Origin of the sequence: Bradyrhizobium sp. 187 (assembly GCF_023101005.1) — a bacterium.
Lineage (GTDB): Bacteria > Pseudomonadota > Alphaproteobacteria > Rhizobiales > Xanthobacteraceae > Bradyrhizobium > Bradyrhizobium canariense_D.
Genome location: NZ_CP064693.1, coordinates 3605131 through 3622064, shown reverse-complemented (window position 1 = coordinate 3622064; position 16934 = coordinate 3605131). Strand labels below are relative to the sequence as shown.

The 16934-nt window shown below is 64.6% G+C and carries 15 protein-coding genes and 1 pseudogene; 4 read left to right on the top strand and 12 right to left on the bottom strand.

Annotation, left to right across the window (positions count from 1 at the left end):
* Positions 1 to 41: 41 nt before the first annotated feature.
* Both IVB19_RS17200 and recJ read right to left on the bottom strand, forming a co-directional pair.
* Positions 42 to 851: an SDR family NAD(P)-dependent oxidoreductase gene (locus tag IVB19_RS17200; RefSeq protein ID WP_026232728.1), complete on the bottom strand. Its 810-nt coding sequence runs from the start codon at positions 849 to 851 to the stop codon at positions 42 to 44.
* Between the two features lie 45 nt (positions 852 to 896).
* Entirely contained in the window at positions 897 to 2738 is a 1842-nt protein-coding gene (recJ, locus tag IVB19_RS17195) for a single-stranded-DNA-specific exonuclease RecJ (RefSeq protein ID WP_247821600.1), read from the bottom strand.
* A gap of 277 nt (positions 2739 to 3015) precedes the next feature.
* Between recJ and IVB19_RS17190 the strand changes: the two genes are divergently transcribed.
* Positions 3016 to 4092 carry a methyl-accepting chemotaxis protein gene (locus IVB19_RS17190; protein WP_018454410.1) on the top strand — a complete coding sequence of 359 codons (1077 nt, stop codon included), beginning with the start codon at positions 3016 to 3018 and terminating at the stop codon, positions 4090 to 4092.
* Positions 4093 to 4218: 126 nt separating this feature from the next.
* Here IVB19_RS17190 and IVB19_RS17185 read toward each other — a convergent pair whose 3' ends face one another.
* Positions 4219 to 5238: a helix-turn-helix domain-containing protein gene (locus tag IVB19_RS17185; protein WP_018454411.1), complete on the bottom strand. Its 1020-nt coding sequence runs from the start codon at positions 5236 to 5238 to the stop codon at positions 4219 to 4221.
* A 359-nt stretch (positions 5239 to 5597) separates the two neighbouring features.
* Here IVB19_RS17185 and IVB19_RS17180 point away from each other — a divergent pair.
* From IVB19_RS17180 to IVB19_RS17170, 3 genes and pseudogenes are all read left to right on the top strand, one after another.
* Positions 5598 to 6610, top strand: a pseudogene (locus IVB19_RS17180) (formylglycine-generating enzyme family protein).
* 234 nt (positions 6611 to 6844) lie between these two features.
* The gene (locus IVB19_RS17175; RefSeq protein WP_247821599.1) at positions 6845 to 7588 is read left to right on the top strand and encodes an SDR family oxidoreductase; all 744 of its coding nucleotides are present in this window, start codon (positions 6845 to 6847) and stop codon (positions 7586 to 7588) included.
* Between the two features lie 10 nt (positions 7589 to 7598).
* Positions 7599 to 8015 carry a cupin domain-containing protein gene (locus IVB19_RS17170; protein ID WP_018454413.1) on the top strand — a complete coding sequence of 139 codons (417 nt, stop codon included), beginning with the start codon at positions 7599 to 7601 and terminating at the stop codon, positions 8013 to 8015.
* 41 nt (positions 8016 to 8056) lie between these two features.
* On the opposite strand, the gene IVB19_RS17165 is transcribed toward IVB19_RS17170, so the two are convergent.
* The 9 genes from IVB19_RS17165 to IVB19_RS17125 form a co-directional block, all read right to left on the bottom strand.
* Positions 8057 to 9055: a L,D-transpeptidase family protein gene (locus IVB19_RS17165; protein ID WP_018454414.1), complete on the bottom strand. Its 999-nt coding sequence runs from the start codon at positions 9053 to 9055 to the stop codon at positions 8057 to 8059.
* Positions 9056 to 9067: 12 nt separating this feature from the next.
* The gene (locus IVB19_RS17160) at positions 9068 to 10129 is read right to left on the bottom strand and encodes a glycosyltransferase family 4 protein (protein ID WP_018454415.1); all 1062 of its coding nucleotides are present in this window, start codon (positions 10127 to 10129) and stop codon (positions 9068 to 9070) included.
* Positions 10130 to 10263: 134 nt separating this feature from the next.
* Positions 10264 to 10473, bottom strand: coding sequence for a hypothetical protein (locus tag IVB19_RS17155; protein WP_083926364.1), 210 nt, complete (start codon positions 10471 to 10473; stop codon positions 10264 to 10266).
* A 130-nt stretch (positions 10474 to 10603) separates the two neighbouring features.
* Positions 10604 to 11608, bottom strand: coding sequence for a 4-hydroxythreonine-4-phosphate dehydrogenase PdxA (locus tag IVB19_RS17150; protein ID WP_018454417.1), 1005 nt, complete (start codon positions 11606 to 11608; stop codon positions 10604 to 10606).
* Entirely contained in the window at positions 11605 to 13191 is a 1587-nt protein-coding gene (locus IVB19_RS17145; RefSeq protein ID WP_247821598.1) for a tripartite tricarboxylate transporter permease, read from the bottom strand. Before IVB19_RS17145 ends, IVB19_RS17150 begins: the two co-directional genes overlap by 4 nt.
* A gap of 11 nt (positions 13192 to 13202) precedes the next feature.
* Entirely contained in the window at positions 13203 to 13685 is a 483-nt protein-coding gene (locus IVB19_RS17140; RefSeq protein ID WP_018454419.1) for a tripartite tricarboxylate transporter TctB family protein, read from the bottom strand.
* A gap of 101 nt (positions 13686 to 13786) precedes the next feature.
* Positions 13787 to 14779, bottom strand: coding sequence for a Bug family tripartite tricarboxylate transporter substrate binding protein (locus IVB19_RS17135; RefSeq protein WP_026232729.1), 993 nt, complete (start codon positions 14777 to 14779; stop codon positions 13787 to 13789).
* A 52-nt stretch (positions 14780 to 14831) separates the two neighbouring features.
* Complete coding sequence (locus tag IVB19_RS17130) at positions 14832 to 16091, bottom strand: CaiB/BaiF CoA transferase family protein (RefSeq protein ID WP_204511108.1); 1260 nt, start codon at positions 16089 to 16091, stop codon at positions 14832 to 14834.
* Between the two features lie 9 nt (positions 16092 to 16100).
* Positions 16101 to 16895, bottom strand: a complete 795-nt coding sequence (locus IVB19_RS17125) for an enoyl-CoA hydratase/isomerase family protein (RefSeq protein ID WP_018454422.1) — start codon at positions 16893 to 16895, stop codon at positions 16101 to 16103.
* Positions 16896 to 16934 lie beyond the last annotated feature (39 nt).

Sequence of the window (16934 nt, the reverse complement as noted above, 5' to 3'; positions counted from 1 at the left end):
CCCGCGGGCGCCACCCTGCCCTTCGCAGCCCGCGAGGCGGTCTATTGCCGCCGCGGCACGCCGCCGGCATTCATGCCGCCGTCGATGACGAGCTCGCTGCCGGTGACGTAGCACGAGGCATCGGAGGCCAGATACAGCACGCCGGAGGCAATCTCAGAAGCATGGCCGGCGCGGCCGAGCGGCGTGACGAGGCGCGCACGCTCCTCGGGATCGATCGGTGCATTGCCCTGGTTGCCGGTCGCGCCGGTCGGGATCTTGCCCCAGATCGGGGTGTCGATGATGCCGGGATGGACGGAGTTGACGCGGATGCCGTCGCCGGCGGCCGCGCACTCCATCGCGATTGACTTCGCGAACAGCCGCACGCCGCCCTTGGTCGCCGAATAGGCCGACAGCCCAGGCGCGCCGCGCAGGCCCGCGAGCGAGGACATCATGACGATCGAGCCGCCGCCGGTCTTGCGCATCAAGGGCAGGCAATGCTTGACCGAGAGGAAGACGCCGTCGAGGTTGATCGCGTTCTGCTTGCGCCAGTCGCTGAGCGTCATGTCGACGATCGAGGGCACGGCGATGCCGATGCCGGCGTTGGAGACGAGAATATCAAGCCGGCCAAAGCGCTTCGCGATCTCGGCTGTGATCTCGATCCAGCGCTCTTCGCTGGTGACGTCCTGCTCCAGGAAAATCGCCTTGCCGTCGGCCTTGGTGATGCGATTGGCGAGCTCGGGGCCGCGCAGCTCGTCGATGTCGGTGGCAATGACGGTGGCGCCCTCGCGCGCGAATAGCTCGACGACGGCTTCGCCGATGCCGGAGGCGCCGCCCGTCACCAGCGCCACTTTACCCTCAACCTGCCCTGCCATGTTCACTCCCAGTTTTGCTGTTAGCTTTTTTGTTGTTTGCCGGGCCTATCTAATCATGGATGGTCCCTGATCGGGTAGCGCGACGTCGATGACGCGAAATTGCACACGCTCGGCGCCCTGATAGCGATCGACCGACAATGATCCCGCGACATGCAATTGCTGGCCGCGATTGGCAACGAGCGCGTTGCCGAGCTTCTGTCCGATCGAACGGAACGCGATGCCGTTGACGATGGCGCCGTCGCCCGACTTGAAGCGTAGCCTCAAATGTGCCTGTCCCACCTCGTCGGCATAGACGAGCTGGTGCGCCGGCAGCGCCAACACGGCTTCCGGATTGCCGCTGCCGAAGGGACCCGCGCGGTTGAGCGTCGCTGCAAGCTCGGTCGTCACCGCGCGCGCGGAGACCGCGCCGTCGATGTAGAGCTCGTTGACGTGGCGCGCCTCGGCAACGTCGCGCCCCAACGCATTCTCGAGGTAGGCGCGAAACTCGGCGAGTTTTTCCTTCCGCAGCGTGACCCCCGCAGCCATCGCGTGGCCGCCCCCCTTCAGCAGAATGCCATCGGCGACCGCCTGCCGCACGGCCTTGCCGATATCGACGCCGGCAATCGAACGGCCGGAGCCGGTGCCGATGCCCCCGGGCTCCAGCGCGATCGCAAAGGCGGGCCGCGAGAACTTCTCCTTCAACCGGGACGCAACGAGACCGACCACGCCGGGATGCCAGCCTTCGGAGGCCGTGACGATCACGCCGATCTTGTCCTCGAGCCCGATCGAGGCGAGCGCCTCGGCTTCGGCCTGCGCTTCGGCCGGCTGCTCGATGACCCGGCGCTCGCTGTTGAGGCGGTCGAGTTCGGCGGCGATCCGCGCGGCCTCGACGCTGTCACCCTCCAAAAGCAGGCGCACGCCGAGATCGGCGCGGCCGATGCGACCGCCGGCATTGATGCGCGGCCCCAGCATGAAGCCGAGATGCCAGGCCTCCGGCGGGCCGTTGAGCCGCGCCACGTCCATCAGCGCTGTGTGGCCGACATGGTCGCGCCGCCGCATCGCGATCAGGCCCTTGGCGACGAACGCGCGGTTGAGACCGATCAGCGGCGCGACATCAGCAACCGTGCCGAGCGCGACGTGATGCAGCATGCCGAGCAGATCCGGCTCGGGCATCTCCGCATTCCAGAAGCCGCGCTGGCGTAATTCACGATTGACCGCGACCAGCGTCACCAGCACGAGGCCGACGGCGGCGAGATGGCCGAGGCCGGAGAGATCGTCGAGCCGGTTCGGATTGACCAGCGCGTCGACCTCCGGCAGCTCCGTGCCGGCCTGATGATGGTCGATCACGACGACGGACATGCCGATACGTTTTGCTTCGGCGAGCGGCTCGATGCTGGTGGTGCCGCAATCGACGGTGACGAGCAGCGTGGCGCCCTTTTCGGCCAGCGCGCGCACGGCTTCCGTGTTGGGCCCGTAGCCCTCGAAGATGCGGTCGGGAATGTGGATCAGCGGATCGAGCCCGCAATGCCGCAGATGCCAGGTCAGCAGCGCCGCCGAGGTCGCGCCGTCGACATCGTAGTCGCCGAAGATCGCGACCTTCTCGCCGTTCGCTGCGGCATCCGCGATCCGCTTCGCGGCGGCCTCCATCTCCGTCACCGTGAACGGGTCCGGCAGAAGCTTGCGGATGGTGGGATCGAGGAAATCTGCGACGGCGTCGCTGTCGACGCCGCGGCCTGCCAGCACCCGCGCCAGGAGCTCGGGCAGTTGGTGGCGCTGCACGATGGCAAGCGCTTTCGCCGCCCCGCGGGCATCCAGCCGGTCGCGCCAAAGCTTGTCGGTGAGCGAGCGCGCCACTCCCAGGAACGCCTGGGGCGCTTCGACGGGCAAGGCGGTAGCGGGCGGCGTCATGAACAGCTGTCGGTTTGAGGAACCTGGGAGCCGGAGGGATTGCATCGTCCGGCCGACGGACGATTGGCCCGCAATCCCTCGGGATTTGCAACGTCTGCGCGGCACAAAGCGGTGGATTGCCGCTTTGCTACCCGGACTGACTATCATTTGAGCATTCCGCAAAACAGCAAATTAAGCAGGCGTTAGGCGGAATCTTCGAAAAAGAATCGTATTCGATCTGTCAGTGATTGTTCCGGGTTCGTTGCAGATCAGACCTCATTGCCAAGGGAAGCCCCCGATGTCTGCTGCGCTGGGTCTCAAAGCCAAGCCGATCGCAAATGAACCCGCTGATGATGATTCCGACATCTCCGCGCTGATCAACCGCCTCACGGCGGAGGTCAACCAGATCGCGGTCGACAAGACCAAGGCGATCCAGCAGATCACCAACCAGATGAAGATGCTGGCGCTGAACGCGTTGATCGAAAGCTCGCGCGCCGGCGCGCAGGGCGCGGGCTTCGCCGTGGTGGCGCAGGAGGTCCGCGGCGTCGGCCAGCAGGTCGAGACTATCGCCCGCGAACTCGAAAGCCAGCTGACCAAGCGCACCGGCGACCTCGTCGCCTCGATCGACCGCATGAGCCAGCGCTCGCGCGGCGAGCGCATGGTCGACCTCTCGCTCAACGCCATCGAGCTGATCGACCGCAACCTCTATGAACGGACCTGCGACGTGCGCTGGTGGGCGACCGATTCCGCGCTGGTCGGTTGCGCGGCCTCGCCCGACGCCGCGGCCGTGTCCCATGCCTCGCAGCGTCTCGGTGTGATCCTAGGAGCCTATACCGTCTATCTCGACCTCTGGCTCTGCGATCTCGACGGCAACGTCATCGCCAACGGCCGCGCCGACCGCTTTCGCGCTGTCGGCCAGAACGTCGCCCACACCAAATGGTTTCGCGAGGCCAAGACCCTGCGCTCCGGCGACGACTATGTCGCCGGCGACGTCGAGAACCAGCCGCTGCTCGGCAATGCCCAGGTCGCGACCTATTGCGCCAGCGTCCGCGCCGGCGGCCAGGCCAACGGCGCGCCGATCGGGGTGCTCGCCATCCATTTCGACTGGGAGGCGCAGGCCCGCGCCATCGTGCAAGGCGTGCGCGTTGGCGACAGCGACAAGGCGCGCGTGCTGCTGGTCGACTCCAATCTTCGCGTGATCGCCGCTTCCGACGGACAAGGCATTCTCAGCGAACGCATCTCGCTGTCGCTCAACGGCCAGCGTTCCGGCTTCTACCAGGACGGCTCGGGCACGCTGGTCGCGTTCCATGCGACGCCCGGCTACGAGACCTATCGCGGCCTGGGCTGGTACGGCGTGATCGTCTGCGGGGCCTGAAGCTGGAGGCGGCTCGCCTATCCAACTCAAAACCGTGAAAACAACCCCATACACGGTAGCCATCCGGTTGTTTTCATGACAGTTTTTTCGCCGTTTGACGCCTGCAAAACACTGGCATGCATGCCATCATGGCGTCGTTCGCGGTCCAGGCTCAAAGCGCGAGGCTCTGGCGATCTCGTCTTCGGCGGCCTGCACCGCCGCGATTCCGAGCGTTTGCGACGGACGCTCTCCGAACATTGCCAGGTAGTATTGCGAGAACCGGCCGAGTTCGTAAAAGCCCTGCTGCATGGCGACCGCTGTCACGGTGGTCGAGCCGGGTGCGCTCTGGTGCAGGATCGAATGAACAGCGCAAAGACGCTTGTGCCTGAGGAAGCTGACCGGGCCGAGACCGAATACCTCCTGAAACGCGCGGTGAAGGGTGCGCCGCGATACGCCGAGCGCCGCGCAAATTTCCGACACGTGCACCGGACGGGTGCCGGCGTCGTCGAGAAACTCCTCGACCTTGCGGATCAGCCGTCGCGCGGAAGGGAGCCAGCCATTGCCGTCGGGTGGCAGCGACGACGCGACGTTGGCAGCCATGCATTCGGCGATCGATCGTTTCCAGAAATCGGCTGTTGATGGCGTCAGTCCGTATTTGTTGTCGCGCAGGTGCGACATGATCCGGACCAGGCGGCGCGAGGCGATCGCGCCGCTCTCGATGTCCGCGCGGAAATGACCGCGGCTGCGCCAGGTGTCAGGATCACTCAGCCGTGCTTTTCCGGCGAACAGCGTCGCGACCTCGTTGAGGTCGAACCGCATGGCGGCGTAAGCGGAGCCGCCGTGAAAAACACCGTCATGTTCGAGCAGCGGCGGAATGACGAGCACATCGTTGAGCTGCATGTCGAACGACCAGTGGGCGACGCGCTCTTCGGCCGCGAGCAGCATCCCGATGATCAGCTTGTCGTCGCTGGAAACCCGCTGCGTGCGCATGCCGACGTTGAACGCACCAATGCTGAGCGAGAAGTCGCCGATGCCGACATGGGACAACGTTCCGCGCAACCGACCGCGGCCGAGTTGCATCACATCGACATGCGAGCCGTGGACGGCCTGCTGAAGTCCTTCGAAACCGTCCAGCTTGCGCGAATCAACCAGGAGGACTTGCCCCATGGCTGTACCGTGTTACTGAAGCGCGACAATTCTGCGGCACGCGAGGCCTCACCAACTCCCCCGCAGACTGGCACAAACTGCACATCACAGCCGTCCAATCTTCGGGTACCGTTTGCAACCTTAGCGATATTGAGCGGACGCGCTTTGGGGATGGCAGAGCGCACGCGGCATGGATTTGCCGCGTGGTCGAAAACGTGCGTGCAAAAGAAAGAGATGTTGACGCAGCGTCCTCCTCTCCCCGAGTGCCAAAAAAACGGGGCTAGACAATGCGTCTAATGGGCCGGGCAGAGAGCTATCGTCGAAGTCTGCCAGGTTGGCGCAGTAGCATCAGGTGGACTACGAGCATCGGAGCTTCCACCATGTTGCGAGCAGATCTGGATCACTGCGAGTGGTTGCCGGATGATTTGAAGACCGGCGAGATGGTCTTCATTCCCGGCGGAACCTTTCGCATGGGATCCGACCATCATTATCCCGAGGAAGCGCCGAGCCATCGCGTTGCTGTCGACGGCTTCTGGATAGACCGCACGCCCGTGACCAACCGGCAGTTCAAGCAGTTCGTCGACGCAACCGGCCATGTCACCGAGGCGCAGATCGTTCCCGATCCGAAGGACTATCCGGGCGCGCTGGCAGAGATGCTCTACGCGGGATCGCGGGTGTTCTCACCGCTGCCGCGCATCACCGATCTCACCGACTGGAGCCAGTGGTGGACATTCCTGCGCGGCGCCAACTGGCGTCATCCCTATGGTCCTGGCAGCACATCGAGGATCTCGACGATCATCCCGTCGTCCACGTCTCCTTTAGCGATGCGGCAGCCTATGCCCACTGGGCCGGCAAGGGCCTGCCGACGGAGGCGGAATGGGAATTTGCGGCGCGTGGCGGCCTCGAGGCGGAGGAATACGCCTGGGGCGATGCGCTGATGCCGGGCGGCAAACACATGGCCAATATCTGGCAGGGCAACTTCCCCGTCCAGAATCTCGGCGAGGATGGGTACGAGCGTACCTCGCCGGTCATGGCCTTCCCGCCGAACGGCTACGGCCTCTACGACATGATCGGCAATGTCTGGGAGTGGACCTCCGACTGGTGGTCGTCAAAACACGCCGCCGACGCCGCAAAACCCTGCTGCATCCCCAAAAATCCCCGCGGCGGCGGTGAGCACACAAGCTACGACCCTCGCCTCCCCGACATCCAGATTCCGCTCACGGTCCTCAAGGGCGGCTCGCACCTCTGCGCGCCGAACTATTGCCGCCGATACCGCCCGGCCGCGCGGCACGCCGAGCCGGTCGATACCTCGACCAGCCATGTCGGGTTCCGCTGCGTAGTGCGATTGCCGTCTGTAACCGAACGCCGACACGAAGGACGTGCTGCAATCTAGCGCGCGCCGCTGGTGGTGGCTGGCGCCAGCGGTGCGCTCCGCGCGTCGGGCTATTTCGATATGCAACTTATCTATCGGCGATCGATAAACATCTTCATCATTTTTGGACAAGGCAGGCCGGTTACAGGCAAGAGCCTGCCCCATTTCCCCGGTAAGAGTCGCCTCATCGCATCGCGACGCGCGCGCCGTCGACCCTGAAACGCTCGCGCCCGCAACGTGCCGAGGAGATAGGCCATGAAGATCGTCGTGATCGGCGGGACCGGATTGATCGGATCCAAGCTGGTGGCGAAGCTCAAGCAGCAAGGCCACGACGCGGTCGCGGCTTCGCCGAAGTCGGGCGTGAACGCGGTGACCGGGGAAGGTCTCGCAGCAGTGCTGGCGGGCACCAATGTCGTCGTCGACGTTGCCAACGCGCCGTCCTGGGAGCCCGCGGCCGTGCTGGAATTCTTCGAGCGTTCGAGCAAAAACCTCGCTGCGACTGAGGCCGCAGCGGCCGTGAAGCATCATGTGGCGCTCTCGATCGTCGGAACCGAGCGCTCGCCCGATAACTCCTATTTTCGCGCCAAGCTGGCGCAGGAGACTATCATCAAGTCTTCGCCGGTCCCCTACTCGATCGTCCGCGCCACCCAGTTCTTCGAATTCCTCAGCGCCATTGCCGAGATGGGTGCGGCCGAGGGTGGGATCGTTGTTCCCTCGGCATTGTTTCAGCCCATCGCGGCCAAGGACGTGGCCGATCGCCTCGCAGAAGTCGCGATGAGCCCGCCGCTCAACGGCACGATCGATATCGCAGGACCTGAGAAGGCGCCCTTTGATGAATTCATCGCACGCCGCCTGAAGGCGTCCGGCGACCCCCGACCGGTGGTGGGAGACCCAAAGGCGCCGTACTACGGCGCTCCCATCGACGACACATCGCTGAACCCTCTCGGCGAGGCGCGGCTTGGCAAAACGCCGCTCGCAACATGGCTCGCGAGACTTTGAGGAGACCCCCATGCGCAGATTGCTCATCGCAACCGCTGTTTATGCCGCATCATTCCTGACAGCCCATGCCGCCGAGACGGCGACGCCCACGGCCAAGGTGACGGTCGTGTTCGACCAGGCGCTGCCCAATGTCCCGGGCAAGAGCATGAAGGGCGTACTGGTCGAGTATGGTCCCGGAGGCTCCTCGCCGGCCCACATCCACGCGCCCTCGGCTTTCATCTACGCCACCGTCCTGGAAGGAGCGATACGCAGTCAGGTCAATGACGGCCCGGCCAAGGTCTTTCACAAGGGCGAGAACTTCTCCGAAAAGCCCGGCGACCGCCATGCCGTCAGCGCCAATGCCAGCGAGACCGAACCCGCAAAATTGCTGGCCGTCTTCGTGGTGGATACGGCCGACAAGGAGCTGACGATGCCGATCCCGAAATAGCGCACAATCGGCGAGCGGCGTTGCCACCTCGAGGCGTTTGTTCATCCGGGGCTGCCCACGAATGCCACCGGCGTGCCCTTCGAGACACGCCCGGCGACGCGCTCGGCATCCCAATTGGTCAGACGCACGCAGCCGTGAGATTCCGCCTTGGAAATCTTCTCCGGCGAAGGCGTGCCGTGAATGCCGTAGCCCTCGGCAGACAGGTTGATCCAGACCGTGCCGACCGGATTGTTCGGGCCGGGCTTGATGGTGAAGGGCTTGCGGGAATGGACGCCCTTGAAGCGATAAGCGGGATTGTAGCGATAGTACGGATTTCGGCTGACTTCCGTGACCTTGAGCGTACCTGAGGGCGACGGCTTCTCTTCGCTGCCGACGGTCGCGGGATAAAATCCGATCAGCGCATTCGTTTTGTCGAACAGTTTTACGGTCTGCCTGATCTTGTCGACCTCGATCCTCTCGGCCTTGGTGGGGATGCCCTCGCCTGCGCCTGATGTGTCCACCACGACGATGGTGTCGCCGGCGCGATCGAAATGACGCCCGGAGTTGAGCGCGACCAGGAGCTGCTCGCTCATGTGAAATTTCTCGGCCAGGGCCTCGCGCGCACTGGTGAAGCCGAGCTTTGTAAGCTCCTTCATGTCCTCCATCCTCGACGGCAGCTTTTTCAGGAAAGGACCCGCCACGTCCTGCTCGGTGATGGCATAGGTCATCGTCACCGGCCGGTCGTCCGCCCGTAACGCGGTCCAGACATCGTCCGTCACGGCGTCCGAAACCGGCAGCTGCCGTGCTTCGGCATAGGCCCGCAACGCCTTTTTGGCGTTCTCGCCGAATCTGCCGTCGATCTCGCCGGGCGAGAAGTGCGCGCGGTCCAGCAGGACCTGCAACCGGACCCCCGCCGCGGTCGGCTTATCGTTCGACAGGGTTTTCTTCGACGGCTCGGCGACGTTGATGGCAGCGGCGTCGATCTCCGCGGCGAACGCCGGCGGCGCAGCCAGAGCGAAGACCAGAAAGATGCAAATCTGCCCCGCTTTTCCGAGCGACATCGGCTGCTCCTTTCACGTTTCCGACGGTTCAGTGATCAACTCCCGAGCCGCGGCGCCAGCGAGCCTGCGGTATTGGTGTTCGTACTGCCTCGCCATTCGGCTCGCAGAGAAGCGCTCCTCGAAGCGGGCGCGCACCTTCCTTCGATCCAGTTTTCCCAGTTCGCCGATCGCCTTGACGGCCTGCTCCTCGTTCTCGACGATGAAGCCGGTCAATCCATGTTCGATGACTTCGGGGACGGAGCCGGAGCGATAGGCGATCACGGGCGTTCCGCATGCCATCGCTTCGATCATGACCAGCCCAAACGGCTCCGGCCAATCGATCGGAAACAGCAGAGCAGCGGCTTCGGCAAGGAAGGGCTGTTTCTTCGCGTCATCGACTTCCCCAACAAGCCGGATATCCTTGCCGTCGACGTTCGGCTCGATGTGGTTCCTGAAGTAGGCCGTCTCGGCGCGCGGGACCTTCGCGGCGATATGGAGGGGCATCTGGACTGCGCGCGCGATACGGATGGCGTCCTGCGGACCCTTGTCTGCGGTGAGCCGCCCGAGAAACGCCAAATAGGACCCCGGTTCGTAGGACGGCCGAAACAGATCGGGCGGCAGCCCGTGCTGGATGGTTCCGATCCATTTCGCATCCGGAAGCGGCAGCCGCTGATGATCGGAAATCGACACGAAGCATGCTTCAGGGAAGTGCCTGACGACGTCGGGTAGCCCAGGCAAGTCGAGGCGACCGTGCATGGTCGTGAGGAACGGCACGCCGAGACGACTGAGCAACGGCAGGGACAGCCAGTCGACATGCGCGTGGATTACGTCGAATTCTTTCGCACGCCTTGCGATTGCCTCCATCAGCATCGCGCTTGCGGCGGTCGGGTCCGCCCCCTTCTGTCCGAGCCGCAGCGCGCGGGGCCAGACCGGATGAAGCGCACCATTCGTCCTGGAATCGCCGCTCGCAAACAGCGTGACTTCGTGGCCGAGCTCGACCAGCCCATCCACCAGCCAGGCCACCACCCGCTCGGTGCCCCCGTAGAGCTTCGGAGGGACGCTTTCGGCCAGGGGAGCAAGCTGAGCGATGCGCATGGCAGGCTACCGTCAAGCCGCCGCACGCACGATCAGCACGATCGCGGCGGACAGAAGGTTCGAAATCGCGAGCAGCGTCCAATTCGGCCTGGCACTTGCGGCCGCGACCCGGCAGACGAGCCCTTCCACGAGCCTTAACATTCGTCCTCGGGAAGCCGATCGAGGTAGGCAATCCCGAATCCCGTGAGTTCTTCGGCATCGCTCCCGCGCGCTTCCCATCTCCCTTGCAGATGACGCTCGAGCAGGCAGCGACGGCAATCTGCGGCATCGACGTGGCGATGCCGGGCGCGGTAAACGGACCAAGCAATATCCACCGCCGTTCGCAGCGGGTCGTCGTCTACCATGTTCCAACTCCGAGATGGAGACGTTCATGGGACAGCAACTCGTTACGACGGCGGAAGTTTCCACTTTTTCCCGGTGGGGCCCGAAGCTGCGCACGGCCACCGCGGGCACAAGCAGGCGCCCTCGGAGAAATCAGGCGACGCGACGAGCCGCCATCTCTCCGGCTAGCACCAGCGCGGCGCGGCTGGCCCCGATTGATGCAATGCCCTGCCCGGCAATGTCGTACGCGGTGCCGTGCGCGGGCGTGCAGATCGGGAACGGGAAGCCGCCAAGCAAAGTCACGCCACGATCAAAACCCATCAGCTTCATCGCGATCTGGCCCTGGTCGTGATACATCGTCAGCACCGCATCGAAGGCGCCGCCCTTGGCGCGCAGGAATACGGTGTCAGCGGGAAATGGCCCTTCCGCGGCAATACCATCGCGCTGGCCGGCGGCGACCACGGGCGCAATGATGTCGATCTCTTCGCGGCCGAAATTGCCGCCGTCACCGGCATGCGGATTGAGACCGGCGACCGCGATGCGCGGCCGTGCGAAGCCGGCGTTGCGCATGCAGGCATCGGTCAGCTTCAGCGCGCTATGGATGCGTTCGCCGGACAGTCGCGCGGCGACGTCCTTGAGCGGGATGTGGGACGTCACGCGGGCGTTCCACAGCCGGTCCAGCACATTGAACTCGCTTGCGGGGGTTTTGAGTCCGACCACTTCGGCGGAGAATGCGATCTCGTCGTCATACTCGGCGCGGGCCAGCCGCATCGCCTGCTTGTTGAACGGCGTGAAGCAGACGGCATCGACCCGGCCGTCGCGGCCGAGCTCGAGCGCGTGCTTGTAGTTGGCAAGCGCGAACCTGCCGCCGGCAAGGCTCGCGATCCCCTGCTGGATGTCGCCGGGATCGAGATGGCCGAGGTCGACGAACAGAGTCTCGCCCTCCGCCGCGCGCAGATCGGCCCCCTGCTCCACTGTTGTCAGCTCCGGCTCGACGCCGGCAACGCGCGCGCCCGCGTCGAAGATGCGGCGGTCGCCGATCACGACAATCTGGCTGCGGGCGCGGATATCGTCCTGCACCACGAGCTTTGCGGTCAATTCCGGGCTGATGCCGGCGGGATCTCCCATTGCCAATGCAATGAGCGGCTTTGCGGTCATATGATCACTTTCTCCCGAGCGGTCTCTTGAGCGGTCTCTTGAGCTCTCTCTTGCGTTCTCTCTTGGGCTGTCGTCTCGTCGGTGGACGGCGCAGGCTTGCGCAGCAGGCGCGCAAGCTGCAGCACGAGCGGAAGCAGCAAAAGTGCGATGCCGGCCACGATCAGGCATGTCACCAGCTTGTTGGCGAAGAAGATCCCGAGCGATCCCTTGGACATCAGCATCGACTGCCGGAACGCGTCCTCGGCCTTGTCCCCGATGACGATCGCGAGCACGAGCGGCGCCAGCGGATAGAACAGCTTCTTGAAGAGATAGCCGACGATGCCGAAGCCGAGCATCATGACGACATCGAGATAGGAGTTCGATACCGAATAGGCGCCGACGACGCAGATGATCACGATCAGCGGCGCGATGATCACGAAGGGAATCCGCATCAGGGCCGCGAAGACCGGAACGGTCAGCAGCACGAGTGCGACGGCGACGATGTTGCCGACATACATCGAGGCAATCAGGCCCCAGACAAAGTCCTTCTGGTCGACGAACAGCATCGGCCCGGGATTGAGGCCCCAGATCATCAGCCCGCCCATCATGACGGCCGCAGTGGCCGAGCCGGGAATGCCGAGCGAGAGCATGGGCAGAAGCGCGCTGGTGCCAGCCGCATGATCGGCCGTCTCCGGCGAGATGATGCCTTCAAGCTCCCCGGTGCCGAAATATCTGCCACCGCGCGAGAAGCGCCGGGCGATGCCGTAGCTCATGAACGATGCCGCAGTCGGGCCACCGGGCGTGATCCCCATCCAGCATCCGATCGCCGCGCTGCGCAACAGCGCAACGCTATGCCGCGGCAGGCGACCGATCGCGCGAAACACCTCGCGCCACTCTATCTTCGACGAGACCGCGCGGGCATGAAACTCCTCTTCGACGGCCACGAGCAGCTCGCCGATGCCGAACAGGCCCATCACCGCGACGACGAAGTTGACGCCCTTGACCAGCTCGTCGACGCCCATGGTGAGGCGCACGCTGCCGGAGACGGTGTCGATGCCGATGGCGGCGATGGCAAAGCCGATCGCCAGCGCGACGACAGTCTTGATCGGAGCAGCCCCGCCCATGCCGACGAAGCTGGCGAAGGCAAGAAAATAGACCGCAAAATATTCCGCCGGCCCGAAGGCGAGTGCGACTTGCGCCACCCATGATGCGAGGAAGGTGATCAGGATGACGCCGATCAGCGCGCCGAATGCCGCCGAGCCGAAGGCGGTGGCGAGCGCCGTCGTCGGCCGTCCATCGCGCGCCATCGGGTAGCCGTCGAAGGTGGTGGCGACAGACGACGGCTCGCCCGGGATGTTGAACAGGATCGAGGTCACGGATCCCCCGAACAACGCGCCCCAATACATGCTGGAGAGCAGGATGATGGCAGAGACCGGCTGCATGCCGAAAGTCAGCGGCAGCAGCAGCGACACCCCGTTCGGAGCACCCAGCCCGGGCAGCACGCCGACGAGAATGCCGAGCAGCACGCCGATCACCATCAGCGCCAGATGCGGCAGCGTGATCGCGATACTGAAGCCGTGAAGGAGTTCCCCGAGATTGTCCATCGGCCTCTCCGTCAGAAGCCGAACGCCGCGGCGAGCGCGCCGTGCGGCAAGCTCACCTGGAACATGCGCTCGAACACGATGTAGAGCGCAAGCGCTGTCGCCGCCGCCATGCCAAGCGCGCGCGGCACGGATTGTTGTCGGGGGATCGCCAGTACCGCGAAGATGTACAGGGCCGAGGCGACGTACACCCCGGCCAACGGGATCGCAGCCACGAAAATCGCGGCCGGCACGAACAGGCCGGCAAGCCGGCGCAGCTCGATCGATGTGATGGCAATTGGGACGCTGGCGAGCGTCGCGGCCGGCATGACACCTCGAAACAGGTTGTAGAGGCTCCCGAGCACGATGATGATCCCGGTCAGGAACGGAAACGTCCCGGCGTCCACGCCCGCGCTCGACCAGCCGATGCCGTTATCGAGGCTGGAAATGACGACCGCCACACCGAAGCTGCCGGTGAGAACGGCTGTCGCAAGTTCGAGAGCGCGGCGCGATATCATCGAGGGCTCCGGTCAGGCCACGTACAGTGTCCGATTATGGCGCACGTGTTTTCCCAGCGTTCGCTGTCGTTCCGGCGGAGGGGTTTGAGGCGTGCGCAGCCTCACTTGACCAACCAACCCTGCTCGCTCGCAACCAGCCTGACGCGCTCGAGATCCTCCTTGATGAACTTGTCGAACTCGGCACCGGTCAGGAACGTGTCGACCTGGGAGGTTTTCTCGATGTAGTCCTTCCAGTCCGGCGTCGCCTGCACCTTCTTCATCAGGTCAACATAGAACGCGGCCTGGTCCGGCGTGACCTTGCCGGGGAGCCACACTGTGCGCGGCTGCTCATACTGCTTGATGTCGAGGCCCTGCTCGACGCAGGTCGGAACATCGCCCCAGCCTTCGGTCGCGGTGACCTTGGCGCCCTGCGGCAGCCGCTTCGGGCTGAAGACGCAAAGCGGGCGCTGGGTGGCGCCACGCCATTGCCCGAGACTCTCGCTGGGATTGTTGACGTGAGAGTCCAGGTGTCCGCCGGCGAGTTGCACGGCCGTCTCGGCGCCGCTCTTGAAGGGAATATAGGTCAGCTTGATGTGGCCGGCCTTCTCGATCATGCGGGTCAGCACCTCGTCGGTATCCTTTGACTGCGCGCCGCCCATCTTGAACTCGCCTGATGCGGCCGCCTTCAGATAATCGCCCGCCGTCTTGTAGGGCGCGTCCTGCTTGACCCAGAGCAGGAACTCGTCCTGCGCCATCGCCGCGATCGGGGTGAGATCGGTGTAGTTGAAAGCGACCTTGGAGACGAGCGGCTGCTGCCAGGCATTCGACGTGCCGAAGATCACCTTGTAGGGATCGCCGGCGGACGCCTTGCCGTAGACATAGCCTTCCGCGCCGCTGCCGCCGCCCTTGTTGACGACGACGATCGGCTGCTCCACCAGCTTGTGCTTGGTGATGATGTTCTGCACGGCGCGCGCGAGATTGTCCGTGCCGCCGCCGGGCCCGGCGGTCGCCACGAACTCGATCGGCTTTTGCGGCTGCCACGCCGAGAGCGCCGGCGTCGTGCCGGCGAGCACAATTACGGCTGCGGAGAGCAGAAGTTTTGATGTCTGACCCATGATGTCCTCCAGCTTATTTTTGTCTCTTGTTCTTGTTGTTTTCGACGTCCGGTCAGGCGACCCGTTCCTCGCCTCTTCCCGATGCCAACACGATTGCGCCTTCTTGTTCGAGCGCGTCGATCTGCTTCCGGTCGAACCCATGCTCGGCCAGCACCTCGCTTGTATGCTCACCGTAGACCGGCGCGCCCGTGCGCACTTTGCCTGGGGTCTCCGAAAACTTGACCGGCAAGCCGATCGTCTTCACGGGCCCGAGCGTGGAATGCTCGACCTCGACAACCATCTCGCGCGCCAGCGTCTGCGGATCGCTGAGCGCCTCCAGCATGTCGTGCACGGGCCCGCACGGCACGCCCTTCTCGTCCAGTGCCGCCAGCCAGTGCGCGCGCGTGCGGGTGCGGAAGCGCTCGCTCAGAACAGCTTCGAGCTCCTTCAAATTGGCCATGCGGTCGGCGCCGGTGACGAAGCGTGGATCGGCTGCGAGCTCGCTTGCGCCGAGCGCCTCCAGCATCAACAGCCAATGCTTCTTGTTGGCGCCGCCGACCACCAACCAGCCGTCCGAGGCCTCGAACGCCTGATATGGCGCGTTGAGCGGATGCGCCGAACCCATGGCCCGCGGCGCGGTCCCCGCGGCCAGCGCGATGGTCGACTGCCAGTAGGTCTGCACCAGCGCGGCCTCATAGAGCGAGGTCTCGACCCACTGCCCTTCGCCGGTCTTGAGACGGTGCGTGTAGGCCGCGAGGATGCCCATGCTCGCCAGCAGGCCGGCGGTGATGTCGGACAGCGGCGGGCCGCATTTCACGGGCGGACCATCGGGACGTTCGCCGGTAAAGCTCATGATTCCGCTCATGGCCTGGGCGACCAGATCGAAGCCGCGGCGATGCTTGTAGGGTCCGGTGCGGCCGAAGCCAGACAGCGAGCAATAGATCAGCGTTGGATGCTGCTTGTGCAGGTCGTCATAGCCGAAGCCGAGGCGCTCCATGGCGCCCGGCGCAAAATTCTCGACCAGCACGTCGGCGCCCGCGATCAGCCGCCGCAACACCTGCTTGCCGCCATCGGTCTTCAGATCCAGCACGATGCCGCGCTTGTTGCGGTTCATCATCAGGAAGGAGGCCGCCTCGTCGCCGATCTTCGGCGGCACCGAATGGCGGGTGTCGTCACCGTTCGGCGATTTCTCGATCTTGATGACGTCGGCGCCCATATCGGCCAGCATCAAGGTGCAGGTCGGCCCTGCCATGACATGGGTGAGATCGATCACCTTGAGGCCGGCAAGCGGCCCCGAACGGCCGGAGGTTGATTGCGAGCGATCGCTTTGCATCGGGGCGTCCTATTGGCCGCGCCATTGCGGCGCGCGCTTGGTGAGGAAAGCATCGAGCCCTTCGCGAAAATCCTGGCTCGTGTAGCACATCAGGATGAGGTCTTCGCCCTCGTCGGGCGTCAGGCGCCTTTGCAGGCGCGCCACGGCCTGCTTGGTCGCATTCAGCGTCAGCGGCGCGTGGCTGGCGAGCAATTTGGCAACCTCGTCCGCGCGCCTTTCGAGCGCGGCGATATCCTCGACGACCTCGCCGAGCAGCCCGACACTGGCAGCCTCGGTCGCGTCGACGAGCCGCGCCGTGAAGATCAGATCCTTGACGCGGGCGGCGCCGATCAGCGCGGTGAGACGACTGACATTGGACATCGACAGGCAGTTGCCGAGCGTGCGGGCAATGGGAAAGCCGATTTTCGCGCTTTGGGTGCCGATGCGGAGGTCACATGCCGCGGCAATGCCCGCGCCGCCGCCGGTGCAGAACCCGTTGATCGCCGCGATCGTCGGCACGCGGCACTGCTCGAGCGTGGTCAACACTCGATCGATGCGGTTCTCGTAGTCGATCGCGTCCTGCGGCGACTTGAAATCGCGGAACTGATTGATGTCGGTGCCCGCGGCAAACGCCTTGTCGCCGGCCCCGCGCAGCACCAGTACCTTGATCGCGTGATCGTCGTTGATCTCCTCGCAGATCGCGGCGAGCCGCTCATACATCGCGAAAGTGAAGGCGTTGCGCGCCTGCGGGCGGTTGAAGGTGATCCGCCCGATCCCGTCCTGGCGCTCGAAAACGAGGTCTTCCGCCTTCACCTGCTGGTCCATTTCCTCGATGTCCTTCTGCTTTTCTACATTTTTGAATGC